This window comes from Sorangium sp. So ce693, assembly GCF_051521375.1.
In the GTDB taxonomy this organism is placed as follows: Bacteria; Myxococcota_A; Polyangia; order Polyangiales; family Polyangiaceae; genus Sorangium; species Sorangium atrum.
Window position 1 is genome coordinate 2,261,511 of record NZ_CP150347.1, and the last position, 25,356, is coordinate 2,286,866.

Below are 25,356 nucleotides of genomic sequence, written 5' to 3' on the forward strand. Positions count from 1 at the left end.
GCCCATTGCATCGTTGGTGCGGATTTCACGCCGTCGAGATCACCGAGATCACCGCATCGTGATCGCTCGGATCAGCGCATCGTGATCACCCGGATCACCATCGTGATCAGCGGGATCACGGTCGTGATCGCGCGGATCGCTGCTCGTGATCGCGCTGGTGCATCCTGCGCGGCTCACGAGGCTGAGGCGTAGCGGCGCTGGACGTCGGGTCCACCCACCCGGGCCTCGGAGGAGGGTCCCAGGTGGCGACGGAGCGACTGTCCATGCACAAAACGCGAGAGATTCTTCGGCAGAAGTGGCTCCTGAGCCGCACGCACCGGCAGACGGCGACGAGCAACGGCACCCTGCGGTAGCATCCCAACGGTCTGCGGTACACCGCCTTCTGCAACCGGTACCGGGCGTGGCTCGCGCGGCGCGGCCTGGTGATGCGCCAGGTGCACGTCGCGGGCGAGAAGATGCGTGTACCCAGCTCGCACTCGCAGGTGGAGCGTATCTTGCGCGGCCTTTCGAGCACAAGGACAGTCCCGACGCGGCTTTCGAGCGCCGAGAGCGACGCTTCTCCGCGGCGTGCGACGGGTTCGACGTGCATTGCGCGGTGCGCATCGCAGCGGATGACGATCAGAGGCGCGAGAGGCTCGTGCGGTACTGCTCCCGCCCGGCCTTCGCACTCGATCGAATCGAGCTCCTGCCCCATGGGCGTATAGCGTACTTGCTGAGGACACCTCGGCGACTCAGCGGTGGTGCGCCGCATCCTCGATTATCTGAACTTGCCCTCGCAGCCCCGAACGGCAGCACCCGCGCGCGATCCAACGTGGGAACCGATGGCGTTCGGGTTCGACGCGGCGTAGGTGGGCACCCGGCCAGAGCCCGTCATGGCGAACGCACGTCGCGGTCGTCGAGCCAGAGCTGCACCCAATGCACGGCGCGCGGGCCCTGCGACGGGGCGAGCGGGTGTTTGATACGCGATAGACGGCTCGCCCGGCGCCGTTCCCGCGGGGCTTGACACGGGCGAAAGCTCTATCGTTTCCTATCCGCTCCAGGGCATCGGAATACCCGAAGCCATCCCCGTCCTCTCGGCCCTTCGGGCTCGGTCGCCACCTCGGAACACCCGAGCGGAGCGCTCCGGCCTCGCGCGCTCGACTTCAATCCAGGCGGCTCCGCAGCCGCCGTGACATGGGATTGAAACGCTGTGGACTCGTGGACGATCCCAGGCGGCCATCGCGACGCCGGCCGGAAGATCTGGTGAGAAAGGAAAGCGCACGAAGCGCCCGAGAGCGTCGCTGAGACCGCGCAGCGACGGCACGGCCGACCTCTTGGCTTTCGCCTCATCAGGCTGCTCGACGCGAACAGCAGACCGCGCCGCGCGGGCCGTTGCACCGGTATTCGGTGCTACGGTGCCGCGTTGCGGCCGCTCGGGTCGCGGGGGGCCAAAGATGAGATCGCCCGAGTCAACGAACGCTCCGCCCCGGTCGGCCGGGGGCGGCGCCACTCCTGGGCCGGCCGCCGGCCACCTCCTGGGCTATATCCTGGACGAGCGGCTCGCTGAACATGGAGGCGAAGCGCTCTATCGAGGCCGGCGCGAACGCGACGGGCTCGCCGTGCTCGTGCGCACGCCGCTCGCCCTCTCGATGAATCCTGCCGTCGAGGAGCGATACCAGAGGGAGCTCGAGATCGCGCGGCTCGTGTCCAGCCCCTACATCAACCCGACCCTCGCGGTTGAGAGCGCGGAAGGCCGCGTCGCGCTCCTCCAGGAGGACTTCGGCGGCCGCCCGCTGGACGAGCAGATCCCGCCGGGCGGCCTCCCCCTGGACGAGGCGCTGGACATCGCGCTCGCGCTCGCCTGCGGCCTCTGCGCGCTGCACGAGGCGGGGCTCGTTCACGGCGGCCTCGAGCCGCGCCGGGTGTTCGTGAACCGCGACGCGCGGCGCACGCGCTACGTGGACCTGTCCACCTGCGCGCGCATCGGCGAGCCGTCGGGCGAGCGCCCGCCGCGGCCCCCGGTGGCCGCCGAGCTCGAGTACATCTCGCCAGAGCAGACCGGCCGCACCGACCACGCGGTCGACCACCGGTCCGACCTGTACGCGCTCGGCGTGGTGCTCTTCGAGCTGCTCTCGGGTCGGCGGCCCTTCGGGGCGGACGACCCGCTGGAGCTCATTCACGCCCACCTCGCCAGGCTGGCGCCTCCGGTCAGCGAGCTCCGGCCGGAGGTGTCGCCCGCGCTGTCCGGCGCCGTGGCCAAGCTGCTGGCGAAGGATCCCTGGTCGCGTTACCAGACCAGCGCCGGGCTCGCCGCGGACCTGGAGGCCTGCCGGCAGGCCGTGGCGCGCGGAGACCGCCAGTTCAGGCTGACCCTGGGCAGCCTGGATCTGCCGCAGCCGCTCCGGTTCCCGGACCGCCTCTACGACCGCGAGGGCGACCTCCGCGTGCTCGACGCGGCGGTCGCGCGGGCGGCTCGGGGAGCCACCGAGCTGCTCCTCGTGAGCGGCCACGCGGGCATCGGCAAGAGCTCGCTCGTCGCCGAGGTGCACCGGCCGGCGGCGGAGAGGGGCGGCCTCTTCGCGCAAGGCAAGTTCGACCCGCTCGGCCGGAACGCGGCGTACAGCGCGGTCTGCCAGGCCTGCGGCGCCCTGCTCTCCCAGATCCACGAGCAGGGCGAGCTCACCGTTTCGCGCTCGCGGCAGCGACTGCTCGACGCGGTCGGCGGCGACGCGGCCGTGCTGGCCGCCGTGATCCCGGAGCTCGAGGGCCTGCTCGGGCCCTCGCCCCCGGTCGAGCCGCTGGATCCGGTGCAGACCCAGAACCGTCTGGTCCGCGTGTTCCAGGCCTTCGTGGGCGTATTCGCGGGGGAAGGCCGCCCGCTCGTCCTGTTCCTCGACGACCTGCAGTGGGCCGACGCCGCCAGCCTCCAGCTCGTCGAGGCCATCACGACCTCGCCCGACCTCCGCGGCCTGCTCGTGATTGGCGCCTACCGGAGCAACGAGGTCGACGCCTCCCACCCCGCGCGGCTCGCGGCGGAGCGCGTCCGGGCCGCGGGCACGCACGTCGAGCAGATCGAGCTCTCGCCGCTCCGCGAGCCGGAGATCGCGGCGCTCCTGGCCGATGCGCTCGGCGAGCCTGAGGCGAGGTGCGCCCCGCTGGCCGCGCTCGTGCACGAGCGCACGAAGGGCAACCCGTTCTTCGTCAGGGCCTTCCTTCAGCGCCTCTGCGACCTGCGGCTGCTCTGGTTACATCCGGACCGCCGCTGGGCGTGGGACCTCGAGGTCATACGGGCCGAGCAGGCAGCGCAGTCCGCGAGCGTGCTCGATCTGGTGGCCGCGCGCCTCGTGCGGCTCGCGGACGCTACCCGCGCCGTCCTCTGCGTGGCCGCGTGCCTCGGCACCGTGTTCGAGCTCGCGACCCTGGTCGCGGCGGTCGACGAGCCCGTCGACAGCGTCCTCTGCCTGCTGGAGCCGGCCCTGATGGTCGGGCTGGTGGTGCGCACCGGCTCCACCCTCCGCTTCCTTCACGATCGGGTGCAGGAGGCCGCCTACGCGCTGATGCGCCCGGAGGAGCAGGCGTCGACGCACCTGATCATCGGCCGCCGCCTGCTGGCCCACTGCCCGCTCGAGCAGCTGCCCCGGCGGGCGGTGGAGATCGTGCGCCACCTCAACGCCGGGCGCCGGCTGCTCCAGCCCGGGCCCGAGCGGCAGCGGGTCGCGTCGCTGAACCTGGAGGCGGCGCGCAGGCTGTACGCCTCCGCCGCCTATGCCGCGGCGGCCGCCCACGGGGCCGTCGGCGTGGAGCTGCTCCCGCGCGACCGCTGGTCGAGCGGGTACGCGCTGAGCTTCGAGCTGTGCGCGCTCTGGGCCGAGTGCGCCGCGCTCTCCGGCGACTTCGCCACCGCCGAGCGGCTGTACCCCGAGATGGAGGCCGCGGCCCGCTCGGACCTGGACCGGATCCGCGTGTACGCGCTCGAGATGAACCAGGCGGAGCTGCAGGGCCGCTACCTGGACGCGCTGGCCTTGCTCCGCCGTGGCCTCGCGCTCGTGGGAGTGCATGTCCCGGACGACGAGGAGGAGCAGCGGCGCGAGCTCGAGCGGGAGATGTCGCTCGTGCCTGTCCACCTGGCCGGCCGCCGCATCGCCGATCTGCCCGACGCGCCGGCGATGACCGACCCGGTCCGGCGGGTCACCCTCCAGCTCCTGATGAACATGTGGAGCCCGTGCTACGTGGCCGGGCTGCAAACGCTGCTCGCGCTGGTCTCCGTGAAGATGTCGAATTTCTCGCTGCAGCACGGCAACAGCGAGCTCACCTCCGCCGCCTACGCTTGCTACTCGTTCGTGGCCGGGTTCCTGACCGGCGACTACGCATCAGCCTACGAGTTCGGGCGCGCCGGCATCGCGCTGAGCGAGCGGTACCCGGACCGCGCGGTGCGGTCGCGCTGCTACTTCCTGTTCGGCGTCGGCACCAACCTCTGGCGGCGGCCGCTGCACACCAGCGACCGGTACGTCGCCCTGGCGTACGAACTCGGGCTGAGCTCGGGCAACCTGGCCTACGCGAGCTACGCCAGCCATTACATCGTGAGCGATACGTATCTGCAGGGCCGGCCGCTCTGCGAGGTCATGGCGCTCTACGAGCGCCACCTCGCCTTCCAGCGGCGCATAAGCCCCGTGGTAGAGGCCTACACGGAGAGCGCGATGCAATCGATGCGGGCCCTGGCCGGGCTGCCCCCGCTCGATGAGGTCGCTTTCATGGAGCGGTTCCGGCGCTTTCCGCTGCTCGTCGCCTCGTACTATTTCGGCAAGCTGCAGGCGGCTTACCTGTTCGACGACCCGGCGGCGGAGGCGTACGCAGATCGGGCGCTCGAGCTCGTTCCGCGCGACATCCCCGGCACCTTCAAGGTGCCGGAGACCTGGTTTTACGCCGCCCTGATCGCGCTGGCCGGCGAGGCCTCGGCGCCGGGCCGCGGGCCGCGGCGGGCGCGGGCCGCTGGTCTCTCGCGGCGGCTGGAGGAGCTCGCGCGGAACGAGCCGGCGAGCTTCCGCCACAAGCACCTGCTGGTCGAGGCGGAGCTCGCGCGCGTGGACGGGCACCTCGAGCGCGCGCTCGCGCTCTACGAGGAGGCGGCGGCCTCGGCGGAGGCGGCCGGCTTCGTGCAGGACGCGGCGCTCGCCGCGGAGCGGGCCGGTCGCTTCTTGATGGAGCGCGGGCTGCGGCGGCCCGCGCGCGCCTACCTGGACGACGCCCGGGAGGGCTACCGCCGCTGGGGCGCGGACGCGAAGGTCGAGGAGCTCGGTCTGCTGTGCCGCGATCGGACCGAGGGCAGGGCGGCCGATGTCCCGCCGCAGCAGCTCCCCGCGTCGGAGGCGGCCCTCGACCTCCTCTCGGTGGCCAAGGCCTCGCAGGCGATCTCCCGGGAGATGGACGTGGACCGCCTGATCGCGCGGCTGCTCCAGCTATGCCTGGAGAACGCGGGCGCGCGGCGGGGGGCGCTCATCCTGCTCGCGGCCGGCCGGCCGGAGGTCGTCGCCGTGGTGCGGGTGGAGGACAGCCGGGTGGAGCGCCGGGCGAGCGAGCCGCTGGAGTCCTCGGACGACGTCTCGGCGGCGATCGTGAAGGCCGCGCTGGCCAGCGGCGGCAGCGTGGTGCTCCACGATGCGCTGCGCGAGGGCGCGTTCAGGGCCGATCCCCATGTGAGCCGCTCGCGGGCGCGGTCGGTGCTGTGCACCCCGATCCGCCACCAGGACGCGGTGGTGGGCGCGCTGTACCTCGAGAACGAGCTGATCCCCGGCGCGTTCGGTCCGATGCGCAGCCGGGTGCTCGATCTGCTCGCCGGCCAGGCGGCGATCTCCCTGGAGAACGCGCGGCTGTACTCGGATCTCCGTCAGCTCGAGCAGGAGCTGCGCAGGCGCGTCGACGAGCTCGCCCGGGCCGACCGGCGGAAGGACGAGTTCCTGGCGATGCTGGGGCACGAGCTGCGCAACCCGCTCTCGCCCATCCTCATGGCGGTCGGGTTGATGCGGGTGCGGCCCGGGCGCGACCACGCGAACGAGCGCGCGGTGATCGAGCGCCAGGTGCGCCACCTCGTGCGCTTGGTGGATGATCTGCTGGACGTCGCGCGCATCACCCGCGGGCGGGTCCAGCTCCAGCGAATGCGGCTGGAGCTCGCCGACGTCGTGACGAATGGCTGCGAGGTGGCGGCCGGGATCGTACAGGAGCGCGGTCACCGGCTGAGCGTGGAGGTGCCGCGTGGGCTGTGGGTGCGCGGCGACGCGGTGCGGCTTTCGCAGGTCGTGTCGAACCTCGTCGTGAACGCCGCCAAGTACACCGAACCGGGCGGCGCGATCGACGTCACGGCAGGGCGCCAGGGCGGGCAGGTCTGGCTCAAGGTGCGCGATACCGGCATCGGCGTCGATCGCGAGCTGCTGCCCGAGGTCTTCGATGTCTTTGTCCAGGGCGACCGCCGCCTCGACCGCACCCAGGGCGGCCTCGGCCTGGGCCTGACCATCGTTCGCTCCCTCGTCGAGAGGCACGGCGGGACGGTGAGCGTGCACAGCGAGGGCGTGGGCCGCGGCGCGGAGTTCACGGTCCGGCTCCCGTTGGCCGACGCGGCGGCGGTGGGTGAGGCAGGGCCGGAGTCCGAGGCAGGGCCGGAGTCGGGAGCAGGGCCGGAGTCCGGACGGGCGCCAGTCGCGGACGTGGCTGCCGGTGAGGTTCCGCGGCCGGTGGCCTCGCTTCGCGCTCTGGTCGTCGACGACAACCATGACGCTGCCGATAGCACGGCGGAGGCGCTGCGCGCGCTCGGCCACGAGGTTCAGGTCGTGTACGATGGGGCGACGGCCATCGAGGTGGCAAGTCGGCTCGCCCCCGACCTCGCGCTCGTCGACATCGGTCTGCCGGTCGTGGACGGTTACGAGGTGGCGCAGAGGCTGCGCGTGTTGCCGGAGGGCCGGCATATCTGGCTGGTGGCGGTGACCGGCTATGGTCAGCCATCCGACCGCCGGCGCGCGGAGATGGCGGGTTTTGACGACCACCTCGTCAAGCCCATCCCCATTGAGGTGGTGGCGTCGTCCGCGCGGGCGGCCGCGTCCGCTCATCGACGGATGGCGTGACGCCGCCGGCCTGGGGAGCGCGCTGCGCGCGGGGGGCGTGGGCTTGAGACCGCGGGCGTCCCGCGCTCCGCCGCCTCCCACGCGTTCCGCGTGTACCGCGACGCTGCCGAGCTCGACACCTCGCTCGACGAGCTCGGCGTCCTGCCGTGATCGGTGGCCGTCAGGCGGCGAGCGCTTCGTGGACCGCGCGGGCGAGGGTGTTCAGCCCTCGATCCACCTCTCTGCCAAGGTGGACGCGGAGCGCGCGCCGGCCGCGCGACGTGAGGGCCGCGAAATCGCCGAGCGCCTGCGCCTGCTCGACGACGCCGAAGGTGAACGTGTAGCCGGGGATGGGCAGATCCTCGGGCTCGTCGGCGGTGATCTGAAGATACTCGCCGGTGCCCGGCCCTCCCTTGTACATCTGCCCCGTCGAGTGCAGGTAGCGCGGCCCGAACTCCACGCAGGTCGCCACGTGCCGATGGTCGCGCACGGCGCGCCGCATCTCCTCGAGCAGGCGCTCGTGCGCCTCGCTCCGATCGACCCACGCCAGCAGGGCCGCGTAGTCCCCGGGCGACAGGCGCGCGAAGTGGGCGCGTAGATAGCCGCGCAGCGTCCGATCGCCGGCGGCGCCGCGCTCCAGCGCCTCGCGGTTCGCCGGGTCCGCGTGGAGCGCGAGCCCCGCGTCGGCGAAGAACGGCGCGTCGTCGGGCAGCTCGCCGGCCTGGTCGTAGGCTTCCATCCGCTGCCGGGCTGCGGTCTTGCTCGCCTCGACGTCGGGCTGATCGAAGGGATTGACGCCCAGGATCGAGGCGGCGACGGCGGTGGCGAGCTCCCAGCGATAGACCTCCTGGCCGAGATCGTACGCGTCGGTGAGCGCGATACGCACGGTGGGCTGCCCGGCCGCCTCGAGCTCCGCCACGGCGGCGTCCTGCCCGCGATCGAAGCCGCGGTCGAGGCGCAGGTAGACGAAGATCCGATCGCTCCCGTAGACCTCTGCGCGCCCGAGCGGCTCGCGATCCACGGGCAAGAGGCCGGTCGCACGCTTGCCCGTGGACTCGGCGAGGAGCTGCTCGAGCCAGGCGCCCAACGCCGCCATCGGCGGCGACGCGACGATCGTCACCTTGTCGCGCCCCGCCTTCGCGGCCGCGCCGAGCGCCGTGCCGAGCACCACGCCCGGGCAGTCGCCGGGCGGCGTGCTCTTGGTCGAGGCCCCGACCATCACGGCGGCGCGCTCGAGCAGCAGCTCGACATCGACCCCCATCACCGCGGCCGGCACCGTCCCGGGGCTCGTGAGCGCCGCATAGCGCCCGTCGATGCCGGGGACCGTATGGAACGTGTGCGCGTAGCCGCGCAGGCGCGCGCGCCGCGCGAACGGAGAGCCCGCGTCCGTGAGCGCGACGAAGCGCGAGGCCGCCGGGAGGGATCCCAGGCGTTCTTCCATGAGCTCGTGGAAGAACGCCTCCAGGAGATCGGTCTCCAGCGTCGTGCCAGACTTGCTGGAGACGATGAAGAGCGTTTTTTCGGGCACGAGCCGATCGACCACCGCGGCGATCTCGGCGGGATCCGTGGAGTCGAGCACGGTCAGGGCGGCGTGCCCGGTGGCCACCGGGAAGCTCCGCGACAGCACGTCCGGCCACAAGCTCGCTCCGCCCATACCGAGCAGGACGGCGCGGGTGAGGCCGCGATCGCGCACCTCGTCTTCCAGCGCGCGCAGACGCGGCAGGTTCGCCTTTTCGTGGAAGGGCGCTTCGAGCCAGCCGAGCCAGCTCGACTCGTCGCTCCCCGTCCAGAGCGCCGCGTCGCGCTCGTGGATCCGCCGGAGGCCATCCGCCGCCTGCCACTCGGCGAGGGCCTTCGACGTGGCGAGCTCGAGCTCGCGGGGGAGGTGGAGCCGCGCCGGCCGGGGGATAGCCGCGGCCGTGCGAGCAGCGCGTGATCGGCGTTTCATGCTGGGGCCACGCGGCAGCAAACCCGATGCCCGCTGTCGCCTCTGGCGAACCTGGCCGCCTCCTTGCTGCGCGGCGCGCCCGACCCCCTCCCGGAGGCGTTCGAGCGCGACGCTCGCCTGCTCGGTCGGCCCGTGGTGCCCGTGATGCATGAGTGGTTCGCGCACACGGCCCCGGGCCCGTGACCACCGTCGCGGCGCGCGCATGACGGTGACGGGCGCGCGTGATCGCGCCTCACCGGGCTCATGCAGGGCCTTGGTGCGCTCGGAGCATCATCCTGGTGGCACCGGCGTTGCGTCGATGGCTCGCCTCGCGATCCCACGAGGACCGCTGTCCCGAACGCCGGATGCGGCGACCGGGCACGGAGGAAGGATGGAAGGCGGAGGGCCGTCTTCGCCCGACATCCTACGTTTCGCTGGGAGTCGCGGGTCGAGGGCGCCGCCCGGGCGCTCGACGGGAAAGGGGAATGGGGTCATGGCAGCCAATCGTGCGGTTGTGTATCAGGGGCCTCGGAAGGTCGAGGTTCAAAGCAGGGACTATCCCAAGATGGCCGATCCGCGCGGCCGGAAGCTGGAGCACGCGGTCATCCTCAAGGTCCTGGCGACCAACATCTGCGGCAGCGACATGCACATCTACCGGGGCCGGTTCCCGTTCCCGAAGGGGGACCAGCTCGGCCACGAGATCACCGGCGAGGTGATCGAGCTGGGGAGCGACGTGGAGTACATCAAGAAGGGCGATCTCGTCTCGGTGCCCTTCAACGTCGCGTGCGGACGCTGCCGCAACTGCCGGGAGCGGCACACCGACGTGTGCATGAACACGAACCCTGCGGTCGCGTGCGGGGCGTACGGCTTCAACCTCGGCGGCTGGCAGGGCGGGCAGGCCGAGTACCACATGGTGCCCTACGCCGACTTCCAGCTCCTGAAGTTCCCCAGCAAGGACCGGGCGATGGCGAAGATCAAGGAGCTTGCCCTCCTCTCGGACATCCTCCCGACCGGATACCACGGGTGCATGGAGGCGGGGGTGAAGACGGGATCCACGGTGTACATCGGCGGAGCCGGCCCGGTCGGCCGCGCCGCCGCCGCCGCCGCGCGCCTCCTGGGCGCGTCCTGCATCATTGTCGGCGACCCGAACCCCGCCCGGCGGGCGCTCGTGAAGAGGGCAGGGTACGAGGTCGTGGACACGACCTCGCACACGCCGCTGCCCGATCAGGTCGAGGCGATCCTCGGCGAGCGAGAGGTCGACTGCGGCGTGGACTGCGTGGGCTTCGAGGCGCACGGCTACGGCAAGATGGCCGGCGAGGAGGAGCCCGAGGCGGTGATCAACGCGCTCTTCGGGGTCGTCCGCGCCGGCGGCGCGATGGGCGTCCCCGGCATCTACGCGGAGGGCGATCCCTACGCCAAGGACGAGGAGCACAAGAGGGGGAAGCTGAGCCTCGATTTCGGCAAGGCGTGGATCAAGTCGCCCTCGATGACCGCGGGCCAGGCGCCCATCATGCGATACAACCGGGACCTGATGATGGCCATTCTGTGGGGCCGGATGGAGTACCTGAGCGAGGTCATCAACCCCGAGGTCATCAAGCTCGACCAGGCGGTCGAGGCCTATCAGTTGTTCGACCGGGGGGAGCCGAAGAAGTACATCATCGACCCCCACGGCAGCCTGGGGAAGGCGGCGTAGAACGGACGCCCGAGGGCCGCGCCGCGGCGGCGCGATCGTCACGGGCGCGCCGGGACGGCGGACCCTGCGCTGAGGCCGATCAGCAGCAGCGACGTGCCGCTGAAGAGCAGGGCTGCTCCTGCGCTTCGGCGATCTGCGGGCCTCGCAGCAGCCCCGGTCCGCGCGCGCGGGCCGGCACCGCCTGCCGCAGCTCGCGCGGGCTACGGCCTGGACGCGTCCCCGACGCTGCGGCCAGCTCCGCGGCGACGCCTCAGATCATCTCGAGCGTACGCGGCCCATCCGGCGGCGGGAACGCATGATCGAGCGCGGTGAGATCCTGCTCCGTGAGGCGGATGTCGAGGGCGGCGCGGTTCTCGCGCACGTGCGCCGGCGTGCCCGCCTTGGGGATGGCGCTGACACCGTCGTGGGAGAGCACCCAGGCGAGGGCCACCTGGGCCGGCGACGCGCCGTGCCGGACCGCCACGCGCCGGATCGTGGGATGTTCGAGCAGGCGGCCCTGTTCGATGGGCGAGTAGGCCATGATGGGGATCCGGCGCGCGCGGCAAAAGGGCAGCAGATCCCACTCGATGCCGCGGCGCTGGAGGTTGTAGAGCACCTGATCGGTCTGCACCGCCGGGCCGCCGGGGATGCCGGCGAGCTCCTCCATGTCCGAGACATCGAAATTGCTGACACCCCAGAAGCGGATCAAACCCGCGCGGACGAGCGCCTCGAACGCCTCGATCGTCTCCGAGAGGGGCGTGGGACCGCGCCAGTGCACGAGATAGAGGTCGAGCCGGTCCGTGCCGAGGCGCCGCAGGCTGCCCTCGCAGGCGAGGGCCGTGTCCCTCCTCGATGCGTTGGACGGGAGCACCTTGCTGACCAGGAAGACCTCGTCGCGGCGGCCGATGATGGCCTCGCCGACGAGCTGCTCGGCGGCGCCGTCCCCGTACATCTCGGCGGTGTCGATCAGCGTCATGCCGAGATCGAGGCCGAGCCGCAGCGCCGCGACCTCCTCGGCGTGACGCCGCGCGTCCTCGCCCATGTGCCAGGTGCCCTGCCCCAGCGCCGGGATCTCCTTGCCGGACGGGAGCGCGATCGTGCGGACGGCATCGACTGCCATGGCGGACCTCCTTCAGCCGAGCGCGTCCAGCATCCCGTGCAGGTGGGCCGCCGCGAGCTCGATGTCCTGGTACTTGTACTGTCCGGCCCGCGACTCCGCCGTGAGCACCCCGCACCGGTGGACGGCCTCGAAGTCGCCGTAAGGGAACTTGTACCGGCCCTTCGTGTCCTCGCCCTCCTCCGTGTCGATGGCCAAAAACCACTTCCCGTACTCGCCCATCCCGTGCTCTCGAATGTACCGGTTCTCGTCCTCCGCCGAGGGTTGGTGCTCGCTCCACGCGTCCCGCTGGTCAAGGACGACCTCTCGATCCTCGACCAGCGCCTTCGCGTGATCGTACGCTCGCTGGTTCAGCTTCACTGCCATGGTTGCGCTCAGCCTCAGCCTCTACCCTCTAGATGGAAGATGGGGGGAAGGACCAGCCCCTGCGGCGCGCCGCGGAGGAGGGCGCGCGCTCCGCGCGCGACGGTGCGCGACGGTCTCATCCACCATCTTCAGGATGCGACCGAGCTCCGGGCTCGCGGGCCCGGCAGCCTCGGTGATGGTTCTCATGCGAGCCATGGAAGTGCCCTCCGGCCGCTCGTGGCGCTCTCGTCATGGACTGGCAAGGGGTGTCCCGACCCGCGCGCCGAGCCTGCTCGTCGCGCGGCGGCGCCTCGCGGGAGAGGGCCCCGTCGGGGCTTTCGATTCACCTTCACGAGACTACGATCTCGCGCGGCGAGGGGACCATGTTGTTCCGAGGTCGTTTCGACGCCGGCCGCAGGCTCGCAGCGGCGCTCGAGCCCTATGCACGGCGGCCGGACGTCGTGGTGCTGGCGCTGCCGCGCGGAGGCGTCCCCGTCGGCTACGAGGTGGCCCGCCGGCTGGGGGCGCCGCTGGATGTCTTCGTCGTTCGCAAGCTGGGTGTCCCCGGGCACGAGGAGCTCGCGATGGGGGCGATCGCTTCCGGCGGGGTCCGCGTGCTCAACGACGAGGCCGTCCACGGGCTCGGGGTCCCGGAGGACGGGATTGCCGCCGCCGAAGCGCGGGAGCTACCGGAGCTCGGGCGCCGCGAGCGCCTGTACCGCGGCGCGAGACCTCCGGTCGACGTCCGCCGCCGTCGGATCGAGCGTCACCGGGCTCGCGGTGGGAGATCGCGTGTTCTCCTACAGCTTCACCAACCCGCATGGCGGCTGCTACGCCGAGTACGTCTCCGTGCGAGTACGTCTCCGTGATCGAGGAGAGGGTCGGGCCTGCTCCCCAGGGCCTCGATCTCTCGCTCGCGGGCGCAATCCCGACGACCGGGCGCTCGGGAGGGAGCCATGCTCTGTAGCGAGCTGATGAACAGCAACCCCGTTTCCGTGCTGCCGAACACCACCGTGCAGAAGGCGGCGCTGCTGATGCGCGCAGAGGACATCGGGTTTCTCCCGGTCTGCGACGCCTCGGGCAAAGTGCTCGGCACGGTGACGGATCGGGACATCGCGATCCGCAACGTGGCCGACGGCAATCCCCCGTCGGCTTCGATCGACGACGTGATGACCCGCGAGGTGGTCGCCTGCCGGCCGGAGGACGACGTCCAGGTGGCGGAGGCGCGGATGAGCCTGGCGCGCAAGGCGCGCATCGTGTGCGCGGACGAAGAGGGGCACCTCCGCGGGGTGATCAGCCTCTCCGACATCGCCCAGAACGACGTCGCCGAGAGGGCCGCCGAGACGCTGCGGGCCGTGACGTCTCGAGAGGCGCCGCCAGCGGGCGGGCTCGCACTCGACGCGAAGTCCGCGCGCATCCTCGAGCGGCTCGAGCGGGACGATACGCTCCCCGTCGGCGTCGAGGCGCCCGACGCGGCCGGCGCCGTGCTGTGCGTGCTGTCGCGCCGGCTCAGCGGCGGCGAGGCGAAGGATCTGGCGGAGGCCCTGCCTCGGCCGCTGCGCAGGCTGGTCCTCCCTTGCGTCACGCACCGGGGCGAGCGGCCGGAGCGCTTCGGCCGCGACAAGTTCCTGCAGATGGTGGCAGAGCACCTCGATACGACGCCGACCCAGGCGGAGGCGGTCGCCCGCGCGGTGTTCTCCGCGATCCAGGCCGAGTTGCCGGAGGAGGTCATCGCCGTCGAGTCGCAGCTCCCTTCGGATCTGAAGGAGCTCTGGAGTCGCCGCCGCCTGGCCGCATGAGAGGGTCACCATGAGAACCGTCGAGTCGATCCACATCGATCCCGTCCACGCTCGCGATCCCAAGAACCTCTCCATCGACGCCTCTGCCTTGCGCGCCCTCGCGCAGGCCGCCGTCACCGTCGAGCTGTTCACGATCCCCCTCTACATGGTGCCCATGTACTCGATCCAGGGCATGCACCCGATCAACGCCTCCGAGCAGACGTTCTACAAGGGACGAAGGTGGCCCGGCTCCGCGCCGACGCACGCGCCGGAGAGCGCCAACGAGCGCGCCTTCAACATCATCTTCAGCATCTTCGTCCAGGAGATGCTGCACCTCCAGCTCGCCGCCAACCTCGCCACGAGCATGGGCGTCACGCCGACCTTCACGAGCTCGATCCTCCAGACCGAGGACGACGGCTGGAAGTGCTTCAGCCCCGACAACACCGTCATTCCCCACATCATCGATCTCCGCGACACGACGACCCACGCCTCCGCCAAGGTCGTGCTCGGGCCGCTCTCCGCCGCCCAGATCGAGCTCTTCCTCGCGGTCGAGGCGCCGGAGAACCAGGCCAGGCAGCGCATCGATCCCCAGAAGCTCGACAAGTACTTCCCCGCCGTGCCCTTCGCCGGCTGGACCCCTGACCAGACCGAGGCCGATCTCCCGATGTTCGGGACCATCGGATACATGTACGAGTGCATGGTTCACTACATGACCATGCGCTATCGCGACGGGACGACGCTCTGGCAGCACGTCTATGCGCCGAGCTCCGTGCAGCGCGAGCTGTTCAACACGCCGACCGGCGGGCACCCCATGCCCGAGTACCCCGGCATCTCGGCGGTGCTCCCGACCATCGGCGCGGAGGAGGCGCTCGGCGCCGCCGTCGACATCATCAGCGCCATCACGGACCAAGGCGAGGGCAGGACGATCACCCCGCCCCTGCGCGCGGTGCTGCTCGGCCACGGGGAGGCGCTCGCTTCCCTCGCGAACGAGGTCGCGACCGACTACCGCTCGTCCGAGAAGGGCCTCACCCTCGATTACCCGAGCTACGACGACGACGGCAAGCTCTTGCCCTCCGCGGACGCGAAGGCCCGCTTCGACAACGACCGCAAGGATCACTACGCGCGCTTCCTCGAGATCAGGGAAGAGCTCCTCCCCCATCTCGTGACCTGGGACGCGTGGCACGCTTCGCACGGCGCGACCCCGTGGACGGCCAGGGACCTCACGATCGGCGACACCGACGAGGCCTCTGACAAGGTCCCCCGGGCGGCCGACGTCGCCGCGGCGCTCAACCGGCTCAAGGCCAGGAATGCCGACGGCAGCGTGCGGCGGCAACTCAGCCAGGTGGCCGCCGGCGCCATCGCCGGGGTCACCCGCGCGCTCGACGGCTACTGGAAGGACCCGAACGTCGGCTTCCCTTACCCCTCGATGGTCGGCTCGGGAGATCGGGTGTCGATCTGCTGGGCCGTGCTCGGCGAGGCCCCGGACCTCGCGCTGGGCACCGAGCAGCCCAGGCAAGGCGTCCTCTATCATGCATGCCAGGGCCTCGACCTCGCCCACCCCGGCTCCGGCGAGATGCCCGCGATCACGACCTACCACACCTGCAAGGGCTCGAACGCCTGCAAGGCCCAGGGCGGCTGCGGCTTCGTGCAATCGGTGGCGGGCGGCGGGAGCTGCCGCGGGGGCGGCGGCGGGGGCGCGACGAGCTGCGGCACGACGATCAAGTCCCAGGCGAGCTGCGGCCATCGCGGGATGCTCTACAGCGCGCCGACCGACAACAAGTGCGGCGCCCTGGGCGGCTGCGCCGTCCCCATCTCGGCCTCGCAGCTCTACCCGTCGAGCGGCGAGATGGCGCTGTTCGACATCGGGCCGGACGCGGAGCCCAGGTCGATCGGCACGATGCCCTTCGCCTACGGCGACCCCGTCTACGACGTCGCCTGGAGGGCCTATTGCGAGGTCCTCCGCGCGCGCGGCGAGACCCCGCCGAGCGCGCCACCCCCCGCCGACGATCTGCGCGTGGCCTTCCCGCCCTCGACCTGACCATGCGCCCCGCCCGCCTCGGCATGCCCCAGCTCGGCTTCGGACTCGGGCTCCGGTCATGCCATTTCCACCACCTGCTCCGGCACCCGGCGCGTGTCGACTGGCTCGAGATCATCAGCGAGAACTTCATGGATGATCACGGCTTCGCGCGTCACGTGCTCGGGGCGCTGGCGCGCTCCCACCCGATCGTCATGCACGGCGTCTCGCTCTCGATCGGCTCCTCCGATCCGCTCGACATGGACTACCTCGAAGGGCTCCGCGCGCTCGCCGCGTGGGTCGAGCCCGCCTGGATCTCGGATCACCTCTCTTGGACCGGCGTGGCCGGTCACAACACCCACGATCTGATGCCCCTGCCGCTGACCGAGGAGGCCCTGGATCACGTGGCCGAGCGCGTGCTCCGCGTGGAGGACTTCCTCGGCCGGCCGCTCGTGCTCGAGAACCCGAGCACCTATGTCGAGTACGCCGCCTCCACCGTCCCGGAGTGGGAGTTCCTCGGCGCGCTCTCCGAGCGGACCGGCTGCGGCCTGCTCCTCGACGTGAACAACGTCTTCGTGTCGTCGTTCAATCACGGCTTCGACCCGGAGCGGTACATCGAGGGCCTGCCGCACGATCGGATCGTGCAGATCCACATCGCCGGCCCGACGTCCTTCGGCCGCTACCTCGTGGACACCCACGATCACCCCGTGCCCACGCCGGTCTGGCGCCTCTATCGCCTGGCAGAGGAGCGGACGGGCGGCGTCCCGACGCTGCTCGAGTGGGACGCGGCGATCCCCGCGTATCCGGATCTCGTCGCGGAGCTCGACAAGGCACGCGCCGTGCTCGCTGGCGAGCTGCCGGACGTGCCGCTCTCGGGCCCCGTGCGCGACGACGCCCCCTGGCTCCCCGGAGTGATTCATGACCTCGCCCCCTGAGGGCGCGCCGTCGCTCTCCGCGCTCCAGGACTGGCTGCGGCTCGCCGTGACCACGCCGGGCGGCGTCCCCGCCGGCCTCTGCCGCGCGCGCGAGCGCTACGGCGAGGCGCGGACGATCCGCGTCCCGGAGGGCGCCGACGCGGTCGAGCGGCTCTCGATCTACGCGCGCGGCTACCTCGATCGCCTGCTCGCCTGCATCCGGGCCGACTACCCGGCCGTCCGCGCGCTGCTCGGCGACGCGCTGTTCGAGCGCTTCGCGACCGGCTACCTCGCGTCACGGCCGCCGCGGCACCATAGCCTCTTCATGCTCGGCGAAGGCTTCGCCGACCACCTCGAGCGGACGCGCCCTCCCGACGAGGTCATGCCCGAGGATCGGCGCTCGCTCCTCCGGCTACCGATCGATCTCGCCCGCGCCGAGCGCGCCCGGATCGAGGCGCTCCGGGCGCCGGGGCTCCCGGACGAGGATGGCGCGCGTCTCGACGTCACCGGCTTCTCGCCGCTCCTCCGGGACGAGCTCTACGTCGTGGCCGCGCCGTGTCTGCGGGTGGCCGCGCTGGGGCACGACGTGCGTGGCTTCCTGTCGGCCGTCGATCGCGGCGAGGCCCCCGCCCTCCCCGAGGCGCGGCCCTCGCTGCTCGCCGTCAGCCGCGTCGCGTATCGGCCCGTGCTGGCCGATGTCGCGCCCTGGCAGCGACGCGCGCTGGCGAGCTGCGGCAGCCCGCGCCCGCTGGTCGCGCTGGCCGGGGAGGTCGCCGCCGCGACGGGCGAGGACAGGAGCGCGGCGCTGGTGGATCTCCTGCTCTGGCTGCCCACGGCAGAGGGGCTCGGGATGGTCTCGCTGACACGAGGCAGGTAGATCCCTCCGGGATCAGCGCGCGATGCCGAGCTCGTTGAGTACGTCGACGATCCCCGCCACGTCGAAGACGTCGTCGCCCGCACACCGCTTCTCGACGAGCGAGGCCACCGTCCCTGTGAGGGTGACGACGCCTCCGGTCACGTCGACCTTGATCGCCCCTTCCTTGACCCACGAGTCGAGGGCGAGGCTCTCCTCGACGTCGCGCAGGATCTCGGTGTCGCTGTGCCGCACCGGTTCGTAGTAGGGGCCCATCTGCATGGTGTAAGGCCGGAGCGGCCCCACGGGCCCCGAGCGCCAGATATCCCGGAGCTCGCGCCGACGCTCACGGGCGGCGAGCTGACGCCGGGATCTGGTACGCGGCTTGAATCTCCCTCGCGGCGCCGGCCGGACCGCATCACGCCCGCGCGGGCGAGCGAAGTCGAGCTCGGCGGAGGCGCGGACCTCGAATCAGGACAGTGGCCATCATGAGCGTGAAGCTGAATCAGCGAGCGTTCCAGCACGCGAAGATCCTCATCGGGCAGAAGATGTTCGTTCTCGACAAGAGGGACGACTGGAGCGAGCACAAGCCCTCGGCGGAGAAGGAGAACGAGTTCCTCGCGGAGCACGGGATCGACGAGTACCAGAAGTGGTTCCTGGGCATCGACGAGGACGAGGAGGAGAGCGACAGGCGAAGGTACAAGTTCCCCTACGGCGACTTCGAGAAGCTCCACCGCTGCGGCGTGATCGCGGCGGAGGTGCGAGCAGCCCAGTACGAGGACCGCGAGATCGAGGTGGCTGCCGCCCACCTGCACGGCGCCTTGAATGCGCTGATGTGACAGGCCGCGCGGGCCGCGCGCGCTCGGGCGCGGGACGGCGATCTCGGTCAGGTTGCGGTACGGCCGAGCGCGCGCCGCCCGCGCGGCGTGAGCGCGAAGTCCTTGCCGACCAGCCCGTCGTCGGCAAGCTCTCGCAGGTGCTCCCACGGCGGCTCCCCGCGGGGCTTGTCGACCCAGGCGCGCAACGCCTCGATGGCCTCCGCGGAGGCGACGAACGTCTCGCCGAAGTCGCCGACGCCCTTGATCGGGAAGAACGACCGCTCTCCATCCTGACGGAGAGCCAGCGCGACCGTGCGATTCAAGAGCGCGCCGTCCACTTCGACGCGGAGCTCGCCGTTGCTCGCGGCGCGCACGACGACCTCGGATCCGGCCTCGGAGCGTCCCCTGAAGACGATGATGGGCGGTGGGGGCGGCTCCGCCGGAGCCGGACCCCGCGCGTGGAGGTGCTCGCGCCAGGCGCGGCGGACCGCCTCGTCGGACACCGACTCCGTGAGCACCCGCTCGAAGCGCTCTTCCAGCTCGAGCAAGCGGGCGTGGAGCTTGCGCCGGACGCTCTCCGAAGTCGCGCGGGCGTGCTCGTTGTGGACGTGGAGCGCCTCGTGGACGAGCAACTCCAACTCGCGGCACCCGATGGGCGGACTCGGCATGACTTCCCCTCTGTTCCGTCTCTCTGGGCTCAGCGACGTTCCGGCGGCGTCCCCTGATCCCTCGCCTCGGCCAGGAAATCCTGCAGATCCGCGGGGAGCTGCCTGCTGATGTGTGAGATCGCCCTGGCCGACAGCCGGCTCTGCACGACCGCGAGCACCTCACGCGCAATCGGCTCGACCTCCTCGGCGGATCGGTGCAGGTGCGCCGCCACCTGCTCGAGGAAGGCCCTCGTGTCCCCCTTCGGGGCGTGCTCCTCGCGGTGCATCGCGCAGGTCCTGATGAACCGACGCACCGAGGCGGGCAGCTCGGCGAGGACGTGGATGGCCTCCCCGCGCGTGAGCCGCCGTTCCAGCGAGCACATCACCGCGGCGAAGGCATCCTTCGGGTCCAAGCCCGGAGGGACGACGCGCTCGATCGCACGCAGGATCTCGTCGCGCTCGAGCGGCTTCGCCTCTGGCTTCGCGTCCGCCATGATGCCCCCCTCCACCACAACTTAGGACGCCGAGGTCGCATGAGAAGCCGGGAATGCGCGTGCACGCGAACGTTCGACGGCGATCGCAGGTGTCCCTCGCGCCTCGCTGAGCGCGGCGTGGGTGGTCCGCTTCCTGCAGCATCCGCGCGCGGGAAGTGTGAGCGAGATGAGAGAAATACCGAAGACCATGCGCGCCGCTGCGATCGATCGCTTCGGGGGACCGGAGGTGCTCACGATCCACGAGCTGCCGGTACCCACCATCGGAGCGAGCGAGGTGTTGATTGCGCTCGACTCGGCCGGCGTCGGGCCGTGGGACACGGCGATCCGACAAGGCTGGTTGCCGGAAGGACGCGCCGATTTTCCGCTCGTGCTCGGCACCGACGGGGCCGGCACGGTCGCCGCCGTCGGCCCGAACGTCGCTGGCCTCGCGGTGGGCGATAGCGTGTTTTCCTACAGCTGGAGGAACCCGAAGGGCGGCTTCTACGCGGAGTACGTCGCCGTGCTCGACGAGAGAGTCGGGCATGCTCCCCGCGGCCTCGCGCTCGCGCTCGCCGGCGCGATTCCGACGACCGGGCTCACCGCGCTGCAGGGCATCGACGAGCACCTTCGCATCAAGGAAGGGCAGACCGTCGTCATCCATGGCGCGTCGGGCGGCGTGGGGACGCTGGCGGTCCAGTTCGCCAAGCTGCGCCGCGCGCGCGTGCTCGCGACCGCTTCGGGCAAGGATGGCCAGGAGCTGGTGCGTGAGCTCGGCGCCGACGCGACCGTCGACGCGCGGCACGGCGACATGCTCAAGGCGGGCAAGCACTTCGCGCCGGATGGCATCGACGCCGTGCTCGCGCTGGCGGGCGGCCAGGTGCTCACGCACGCCATGGAGCTGGTCCGATCGGGCGGTCGCGTCGCGTACCCAAACGGCGTCGAGTCTCCGCCGAAGAAGCGACACGGGATGGAGGTCATCGCCTATGACGCCGTGTCCAACCGGCGCGAGCTCGAGCGTCTGGCACGCGCTGCGGAAGTGGCGAACCTCACGATGCCGATCGCGGCAGCCCATCCACTCGCCGAGGCGGCCAAAGCCCACGAGCGTCTGGCGCAGGGACACGTGCTCGGCAAGATCGTGCTCCACATTCGCTAGCACCAAACGCCCCCACAGCCTTTCGTACTGCCAGAATCCACTTCCGCCTCACTTGGCAGCACAGGCCGTGCGTCTGACAGCGGTTGACTCCGGGCGGCGAAGCCCAGGTCGGCGTCGCGCATCAGCACCCAGCGCCGCAGCGTGCGCGGGTGGGCGAGGTGAAAGCGCGCGGGAGGGCGTCACCGAGAGCACGGCGTCACCGAGAGCACGGAGCGCGTCCCAGGCGAGCGCGGCGGTCCAGGCGCAGAGCGTGAGCGGCCCTTGACGAAAGCCCGGGCGGTCAGGGCGGCCGCACTTGGGGTAGCCGCTCGGCGAGGTGTCGAGCCACAGGTCGTGGACGCCGATTCGGTGTCCCTGCTCGTGGTGCTGACGCGTGATCAGAGGACGGGAGATTGCCCGGAGGGAGTAAAGCCATGTGTTGTCCGCCGAATCACGACGAGCGGGCCGCCGCGCACGCGCGCCTGTTTTGCTCGACGCTGGTTCGCGCCGTGCTGCGCTGGCTGGAGAGGCTGGGGGTCCCACAGCGCGATCGCGGCGACGTCGCAGGTCAGGTTTGGCTCAACGCCTGGGAGAGCTGGCCCAGGTTCGATCCGAAGCGCGGCACGCCGGAACACAGGCATTCACGACCTCTCAGAGCTCTTTCATCCGGCACCCTGGGGTCGGCTCGCCCCTGGCGCGGGCTGCCTGTCTGCGGGCGCCCAGAGCAGCTTCTCCGGCGTGATGGGCAGGCCGCGCACGCGGACGCCGGTGGCGTGATGGACCGCATTCGCGATCGCCGCCGCGACGCCGGTGATCCCGATCTCCCCGGCACCGCGGCAGCCGATCGCGTTGAAGACCAGATCCGGCTCATCGAGCCAGCTCACGTCGATGTCCGGAACGTCGGCATGGACGGGCACGAGATAGCCGGCAAGATCGGCGTTGATCGGCTGCCCATGCGCTCCGTCGTAGGCCAGCTCCTCGAGCAGCGCCTGCCCGATGCCGAAGACGATGCCGCCGATGAGCTGGCTGCGCGTCGCCTTCGCGTTCAGCACCCGCCCGACGTCGAAGACGCTCACCACGCGCGAGACGCGGATGTGGCCGATGTCCGGATGAACGCGCACCTCCACGAAGTGCGCGCCGAACGACTGGAACGTGAAGCGGTCGTCATGCAGGCTCCTTGGCTCGGTCTTGCCCTCGGCCTCCAGGCTGTCGCGCCCGATGCGCGCCAGCAGCTCGGCATAATCGATGTGGATGGCGAGCGGCGGACGGCGGGGGCGGCTCCCCTCCGCGCACGGGAGCTCGCCGGTCTGGTCCGCCGCACCCGAAAGGCCGCTCGGCGTGGCCGCGGCGAGCGCGAGGATCTCCCGGCGGAGCGCGGCGCACGCATCCAGGATCGCCGGCGCCGTGCTGGCCGTCAGGTTCGAGCCGCCCGCAGGGGGGCAGGGCGCGAGCCGGGTGTCGCCCAGCTCGGCCGTGACCTGAGCGAGCGGCAAGCCGAGCCCTTCCGCCGCGACGAGCGCCATCATCGTGTACATGCCGGTCCCTACGTCCACACCCGCCGTCGAGACGACGGCGCGGACGCCGGTCCCGCGGCGCTCGAGACGCACGCGCGCGGTCGCGCCCATGAGCCAGGCGGGGTGCGTGGCCGTCGCCATCCCCCAGCCGACGAGCGCGTCGCCATCGCGCATCGAACCCGGCTCCGGCGTGCGCTGCGCCCACCCGAACCGCTCGGCGCCCCGCTCGTAACAGGCGAGCAGGTGCTTGCTCGAAAACGGAGCTCCGCGGTGTGGATCGATGTCCGTGTGATTGCGGCGCCGCAGCTCGACCGGATCCATCCGGAGCACGAGGGCGAGCTCATCCATCGCGCTCTCCAGCGCCCACATACAGGGGGCTTCGCCTGGTGCCCGCATCCATCCAGGCGCCATCACGTTCAGGCGCACGCAGTCGTAGGTCGCTTCGTAGCTCGGACAGGCATACAGCAGCCGGGAGGTGCAGCTCGTCGGTTCCAGGAACCCCTCTCCGTCCAGGCGCTCGTCCGCGGCCGTGTGCACGCGCGTGTGGTGGCGCAGGGCCAGGAGCGTCCCGCCTCGCGTCGCGCCCAGCTCGAAGCGCTGCACGGTCTCCGTGCGATGTCCCACGTTGGTGAGCACCTGCGCGCGGGTGAGGACCGCTCGGACCGGCCGCTTCAGCCTCAGGGCGGCGAGCGCGGCGAGGACCGTATGCCAGCCCGTTGCGACCTTCGAGCCGAACATGCCGCCGACGAACGGCGCGAGCACCCGGACCTTCTCCTGGGGCAACCCGAGCGCCGCCGCGAGCACGGCCCGGTCGCCCCGCACCCATTGCGTCGCGTTGTACACCGTGAGGGTGTCGCCGTCCCACGAGGCGACCGACGCGTGCGGCTCCAGCGCGCACGGATGCTCGTTGGGCGTCGCGTAGGTGACGTCCAGGCGCACCTCGGCCGCGGCGAGCGCGCCCGCGAGCGACGCGCCCCGCTGCACCTGCAGCTCCTCGCCGAACACCTGCCGCGGCACATCGGCGGTCTCCAGGGCCTGCTCCATCGCCACGGCGAAGGGCGCGCGCTCGTACGCGACCTGGACGAGCGACGCGGCGTAACGCGCCTGCTCGGGCGTGTCGGCGACCACCATCGCCACGTACTGGCCGTAGCGATGGATGCGCGCGTCCTCGAGCGGGGGGCGCCGCTCGGGCGCCATCCCCGTCCAGTCCGCGCTCGTCGGCATCTCGCCGAGCGGTCCACGGTTCTCATGGGTGAGCACGAGCAGCACCCCCGGCGCACGCTCGGCAGCCGCCACGTCGAGGCGCACCACCCGGCCGCTCGGGATCGTGCTGCCCACGAGCGCCGCGTGCGCCGTCGCGGGGAACCTGGTCTCGGCTGCGTACCGCGCGCCGCCGGTCACCTTCATTCGCCCGTCCACACGGCTGACGGGTGTGCCGATCAGGCAGTTGCCAGTCGCCATCGTCGACTCCTAGGCCGCCCGGGCCGTGAGCTCGCTCAGCGCACGCACTAGCGCGCGCTGAGCGAGCTCGATCTTGAAGCCGTTGTGCCGCCGGGGGACAGCGCCCGCGAGCGCGGCGTCCGCGGCGGCATGAAAGCTGTCCGCCGTTGCACGCCGCCCGGCGAGCACCCGCTCGGCCTCGGGGCAGCGCCACGGCTTCGTGGCCACGCCGCCCAGCGCCACACGGGCCGCGCGGATCGTCTCGCCATCCATGTCGAGCGCCACGGCCGCCGACGCGAGGGCAAACTCGTAGCTCGCCCGATCCCGCACCTTGAGGTAATGGGAGCGGCGGGCGAAGGAGAGGTGCGGCAGATCGACGTGGGTGATCAGCTCTCCATGCTCCAGCACCGTCTCGCGCTCGGGCGTGTCGCCCGGGAGCAGGTGAAGGTCCTCCAGGGGAATGCTGCGCGTCGTGCCGTCCGGCTTCCGCGTCCGCACGACGGCATCGAGGAGGACGAGCGCTGCGGACATGTCGGATGGATAGGTCGCGATGCAGTGCTCGGTCGTGCCCAGGACGGCGTGACTGCGATTGAATCCGTCGATGGCATCGCAGCCGGACCCGGGCTCCCGTTTGTTGCACGCCGCGTGCACGTCGCGGAAGTACGGGCACCGGGTGCGCTGCAGGATGTTGCCGGCGGTCGTGGCCATGTTGCGCAGCTGCGTCGAGGCGCCGGAGAGGATCGCCTCGGAGAGGACGGGGTAGCGCTCGCGGATGGTCGCGTGCCACGCGAGCTGGCTGTTGCGCACGTTGGCCCCGATATGCACGCCTTCCCCGTCCTCCGTGATGGAGGCGAGCGGCAGCCGACGGATATCGACCAGCGTGTCCGGCGACACCACATCGATCTTCATGAGGTCGATCAACGTGGTGCCGCCGGCGAAGAAGACGGCCCCCGGCGCGCTGGTCACCGCGCGGGTCGCAGCCTCGGCGCTCTCGCCTTCCATGTAGCGGAACGGCTTCATGCCGCGCTTCCTCCCCCGTTCAGATCCCGCGCCCGGCGCACCGCGGCGACGATGTTCGGGTACGCGCCGCAGCGACAGAGATTGCCGCTGAGACGCTCGCGGATCTCCTCATCGGAGAGCGCACCCAGCGAGGGCGGCGCGGAGACGTCCAGCGTGACATGGCTGGGGACGCCGCGGCGCGCCTCCTCGAGGAGCGCCACGGCCGACATGATCTGACCCGGCGTGCAGTAGCCGCACTGGAGCGCGTCGCATTCGATGAAGGCCGCCTGCACGGGGTCGAGCCGGTCGCCGTCCGCGAGCCCTTCGATCGTCGTGATCTCGTCCTCCTGGTGCGCGACGGCGAGCGCGAGACAGGCAAGCTCCCTCTGGCCGTCCACGAGCACGGTGCAGGCCCCGCACTGCCCGAGGTCGCACCCCTTCTTGCTCCCGTTCAGGTCGAGATGGTCGCGCAGCGCGTCGAGCAGCGTCGTGCGCGGGTCGAGGCGCAGCTCGCGAAGCTCACCGTTGACTCGGAGACGCACGGGCACGCAGCCCTCAGGGGACTGCGACGCTCCTATGCCCGCATCCATTCTGCCCGCATCCATTCCGGCCGGGCGCTGTCGATCGGCGACGACCATCGCGC

Annotated in this window: 18 protein-coding genes; 9 read left to right on the plus strand and 9 right to left on the minus strand. The window is 71.4% G+C overall.

Annotated features, from left to right (window positions below; genetic code table 11):
- The first annotated feature begins 400 nt into the window (after positions 1-400).
- Both WMF14_RS08620 and WMF14_RS08625 read left to right on the plus strand, forming a co-directional pair.
- The gene (locus WMF14_RS08620; protein WP_437799944.1) at positions 401-1,003 is read left to right on the plus strand and encodes a transposase; all 603 of its coding nucleotides are present in this window, start codon (positions 401-403) and stop codon (positions 1,001-1,003) included.
- A gap of 430 nt (positions 1,004-1,433) precedes the next feature.
- The gene (locus WMF14_RS08625) at positions 1,434-7,091 is read left to right on the plus strand and encodes an AAA family ATPase (RefSeq protein WP_437799945.1); all 5,658 of its coding nucleotides are present in this window, start codon (positions 1,434-1,436) and stop codon (positions 7,089-7,091) included.
- A gap of 160 nt (positions 7,092-7,251) precedes the next feature.
- Here WMF14_RS08625 and WMF14_RS08630 read toward each other — a convergent pair whose 3' ends face one another.
- The gene (locus tag WMF14_RS08630) at positions 7,252-9,018 is read right to left on the minus strand and encodes a bifunctional transaldolase/phosoglucose isomerase (protein WP_437799947.1); all 1,767 of its coding nucleotides are present in this window, start codon (positions 9,016-9,018) and stop codon (positions 7,252-7,254) included.
- A 472-nt stretch (positions 9,019-9,490) separates the two neighbouring features.
- On the opposite strand from WMF14_RS08630, the gene WMF14_RS08635 reads away from it, so the two are divergent.
- On the plus strand, positions 9,491-10,690 hold the full coding sequence (locus WMF14_RS08635) for an alcohol dehydrogenase catalytic domain-containing protein (protein ID WP_437799949.1): 1,200 nt from the start codon (positions 9,491-9,493) through the stop codon (positions 10,688-10,690).
- Positions 10,691-10,940: 250 nt separating this feature from the next.
- Here WMF14_RS08635 and WMF14_RS08640 read toward each other — a convergent pair whose 3' ends face one another.
- Entirely contained in the window at positions 10,941-11,789 is an 849-nt protein-coding gene (locus WMF14_RS08640) for an aldo/keto reductase (protein WP_437799951.1), read from the minus strand.
- Positions 11,790-11,801: 12 nt separating this feature from the next.
- Positions 11,802-12,152: a hypothetical protein gene (locus tag WMF14_RS08645; RefSeq protein ID WP_437799953.1), complete on the minus strand. Its 351-nt coding sequence runs from the start codon at positions 12,150-12,152 to the stop codon at positions 11,802-11,804.
- A gap of 935 nt (positions 12,153-13,087) precedes the next feature.
- On the opposite strand from WMF14_RS08645, the gene WMF14_RS08650 reads away from it, so the two are divergent.
- From WMF14_RS08650 to WMF14_RS08665, 4 genes are read left to right on the plus strand one after another with little or no spacing between them, the layout of a single operon-like run.
- Positions 13,088-13,930, plus strand: a complete 843-nt coding sequence (locus tag WMF14_RS08650) for a DUF2267 domain-containing protein (RefSeq protein ID WP_437799955.1) — start codon at positions 13,088-13,090, stop codon at positions 13,928-13,930.
- 10 nt (positions 13,931-13,940) lie between these two features.
- Positions 13,941-15,947 carry a ferritin-like domain-containing protein gene (locus WMF14_RS08655; protein ID WP_437799957.1) on the plus strand — a complete coding sequence of 669 codons (2,007 nt, stop codon included), beginning with the start codon at positions 13,941-13,943 and terminating at the stop codon, positions 15,945-15,947.
- A 2-nt stretch (positions 15,948-15,949) separates the two neighbouring features.
- Entirely contained in the window at positions 15,950-16,858 is a 909-nt protein-coding gene (gene bufB / locus WMF14_RS08660) for an MNIO family bufferin maturase (protein WP_437799959.1), read from the plus strand.
- On the plus strand, positions 16,842-17,714 hold the full coding sequence (locus WMF14_RS08665) for an HvfC/BufC N-terminal domain-containing protein (protein WP_437326411.1): 873 nt from the start codon (positions 16,842-16,844) through the stop codon (positions 17,712-17,714). Before bufB ends, WMF14_RS08665 begins: the two co-directional genes overlap by 17 nt.
- Before the next feature lie 12 nt (positions 17,715-17,726).
- Here WMF14_RS08665 and WMF14_RS08670 read toward each other — a convergent pair whose 3' ends face one another.
- Positions 17,727-17,972, minus strand: a complete 246-nt coding sequence (locus WMF14_RS08670; protein ID WP_437799962.1) for a BON domain-containing protein — start codon at positions 17,970-17,972, stop codon at positions 17,727-17,729.
- Between the two features lie 206 nt (positions 17,973-18,178).
- On the opposite strand from WMF14_RS08670, the gene WMF14_RS08675 reads away from it, so the two are divergent.
- Positions 18,179-18,529, plus strand: coding sequence for a hypothetical protein (locus WMF14_RS08675; RefSeq protein ID WP_437799964.1), 351 nt, complete (start codon positions 18,179-18,181; stop codon positions 18,527-18,529).
- A 47-nt stretch (positions 18,530-18,576) separates the two neighbouring features.
- On the opposite strand, the gene WMF14_RS08680 is transcribed toward WMF14_RS08675, so the two are convergent.
- Both WMF14_RS08680 and WMF14_RS08685 read right to left on the minus strand, forming a co-directional pair.
- Positions 18,577-19,176 carry a hypothetical protein gene (locus WMF14_RS08680; protein ID WP_437799966.1) on the minus strand — a complete coding sequence of 200 codons (600 nt, stop codon included), beginning with the start codon at positions 19,174-19,176 and terminating at the stop codon, positions 18,577-18,579.
- 29 nt (positions 19,177-19,205) lie between these two features.
- On the minus strand, positions 19,206-19,649 hold the full coding sequence (locus tag WMF14_RS08685; RefSeq protein ID WP_437799967.1) for a DUF2267 domain-containing protein: 444 nt from the start codon (positions 19,647-19,649) through the stop codon (positions 19,206-19,208).
- 166 nt (positions 19,650-19,815) lie between these two features.
- Here WMF14_RS08685 and WMF14_RS08690 point away from each other — a divergent pair, with 166 nt between their 5' ends.
- On the plus strand, positions 19,816-20,781 hold the full coding sequence (locus WMF14_RS08690; RefSeq protein ID WP_437799969.1) for an NADP-dependent oxidoreductase: 966 nt from the start codon (positions 19,816-19,818) through the stop codon (positions 20,779-20,781).
- A gap of 641 nt (positions 20,782-21,422) precedes the next feature.
- On the opposite strand, the gene WMF14_RS08695 is transcribed toward WMF14_RS08690, so the two are convergent.
- The 3 genes from WMF14_RS08695 to WMF14_RS08705 are packed head-to-tail and all read right to left on the minus strand — an operon-like array spanning position 21,423 to position 25,351.
- Positions 21,423-23,735, minus strand: coding sequence for a xanthine dehydrogenase family protein molybdopterin-binding subunit (locus WMF14_RS08695; RefSeq protein WP_437799971.1), 2,313 nt, complete (start codon positions 23,733-23,735; stop codon positions 21,423-21,425).
- Positions 23,736-23,744: 9 nt separating this feature from the next.
- Positions 23,745-24,734, minus strand: coding sequence for an FAD binding domain-containing protein (locus tag WMF14_RS08700; protein WP_437799973.1), 990 nt, complete (start codon positions 24,732-24,734; stop codon positions 23,745-23,747).
- Entirely contained in the window at positions 24,731-25,351 is a 621-nt protein-coding gene (locus tag WMF14_RS08705) for a 2Fe-2S iron-sulfur cluster-binding protein (protein WP_437799975.1), read from the minus strand. The genes WMF14_RS08700 and WMF14_RS08705 overlap by 4 nt, the downstream gene beginning before the upstream one ends.
- Positions 25,352-25,356 lie beyond the last annotated feature (5 nt).

Excerpts from the sequence above, each read along its gene's own strand:
- WMF14_RS08625 (WP_437799945.1), top strand. The coding sequence starts at position 1,434 with ATGAGATCGCCCGAGTCAACGAACGCTCCGCCCCGGTCGGCCGGGGGC.
- WMF14_RS08630 (WP_437799947.1), bottom strand. The coding sequence starts at position 9,018 with ATGAAACGCCGATCACGCGCTGCTCGCACGGCCGCGGCTATCCCCCGG.
- WMF14_RS08635 (WP_437799949.1), top strand. The coding sequence starts at position 9,491 with ATGGCAGCCAATCGTGCGGTTGTGTATCAGGGGCCTCGGAAGGTCGAG.
- WMF14_RS08640 (WP_437799951.1), bottom strand. The coding sequence starts at position 11,789 with ATGGCAGTCGATGCCGTCCGCACGATCGCGCTCCCGTCCGGCAAGGAG.
- WMF14_RS08645 (WP_437799953.1), bottom strand. The coding sequence starts at position 12,152 with ATGGCAGTGAAGCTGAACCAGCGAGCGTACGATCACGCGAAGGCGCTG.
- WMF14_RS08650 (WP_437799955.1), top strand. The coding sequence starts at position 13,088 with ATGCTCTGTAGCGAGCTGATGAACAGCAACCCCGTTTCCGTGCTGCCG.
- WMF14_RS08655 (WP_437799957.1), top strand. The coding sequence starts at position 13,941 with ATGAGAACCGTCGAGTCGATCCACATCGATCCCGTCCACGCTCGCGAT.
- bufB (WP_437799959.1), top strand. The coding sequence starts at position 15,950 with ATGCGCCCCGCCCGCCTCGGCATGCCCCAGCTCGGCTTCGGACTCGGG.
- WMF14_RS08665 (WP_437326411.1), top strand. The coding sequence starts at position 16,842 with ATGACCTCGCCCCCTGAGGGCGCGCCGTCGCTCTCCGCGCTCCAGGAC.
- WMF14_RS08670 (WP_437799962.1), bottom strand. The coding sequence starts at position 17,972 with ATGCAGATGGGCCCCTACTACGAACCGGTGCGGCACAGCGACACCGAG.
- WMF14_RS08675 (WP_437799964.1), top strand. The coding sequence starts at position 18,179 with ATGAGCGTGAAGCTGAATCAGCGAGCGTTCCAGCACGCGAAGATCCTC.
- WMF14_RS08680 (WP_437799966.1), bottom strand. The coding sequence starts at position 19,176 with ATGCCGAGTCCGCCCATCGGGTGCCGCGAGTTGGAGTTGCTCGTCCAC.
- WMF14_RS08685 (WP_437799967.1), bottom strand. The coding sequence starts at position 19,649 with ATGGCGGACGCGAAGCCAGAGGCGAAGCCGCTCGAGCGCGACGAGATC.
- WMF14_RS08690 (WP_437799969.1), top strand. The coding sequence starts at position 19,816 with ATGAGAGAAATACCGAAGACCATGCGCGCCGCTGCGATCGATCGCTTC.
- WMF14_RS08695 (WP_437799971.1), bottom strand. The coding sequence starts at position 23,735 with ATGGCGACTGGCAACTGCCTGATCGGCACACCCGTCAGCCGTGTGGAC.
- WMF14_RS08700 (WP_437799973.1), bottom strand. The coding sequence starts at position 24,734 with ATGAAGCCGTTCCGCTACATGGAAGGCGAGAGCGCCGAGGCTGCGACC.
- WMF14_RS08705 (WP_437799975.1), bottom strand. The coding sequence starts at position 25,351 with ATGGTCGTCGCCGATCGACAGCGCCCGGCCGGAATGGATGCGGGCAGA.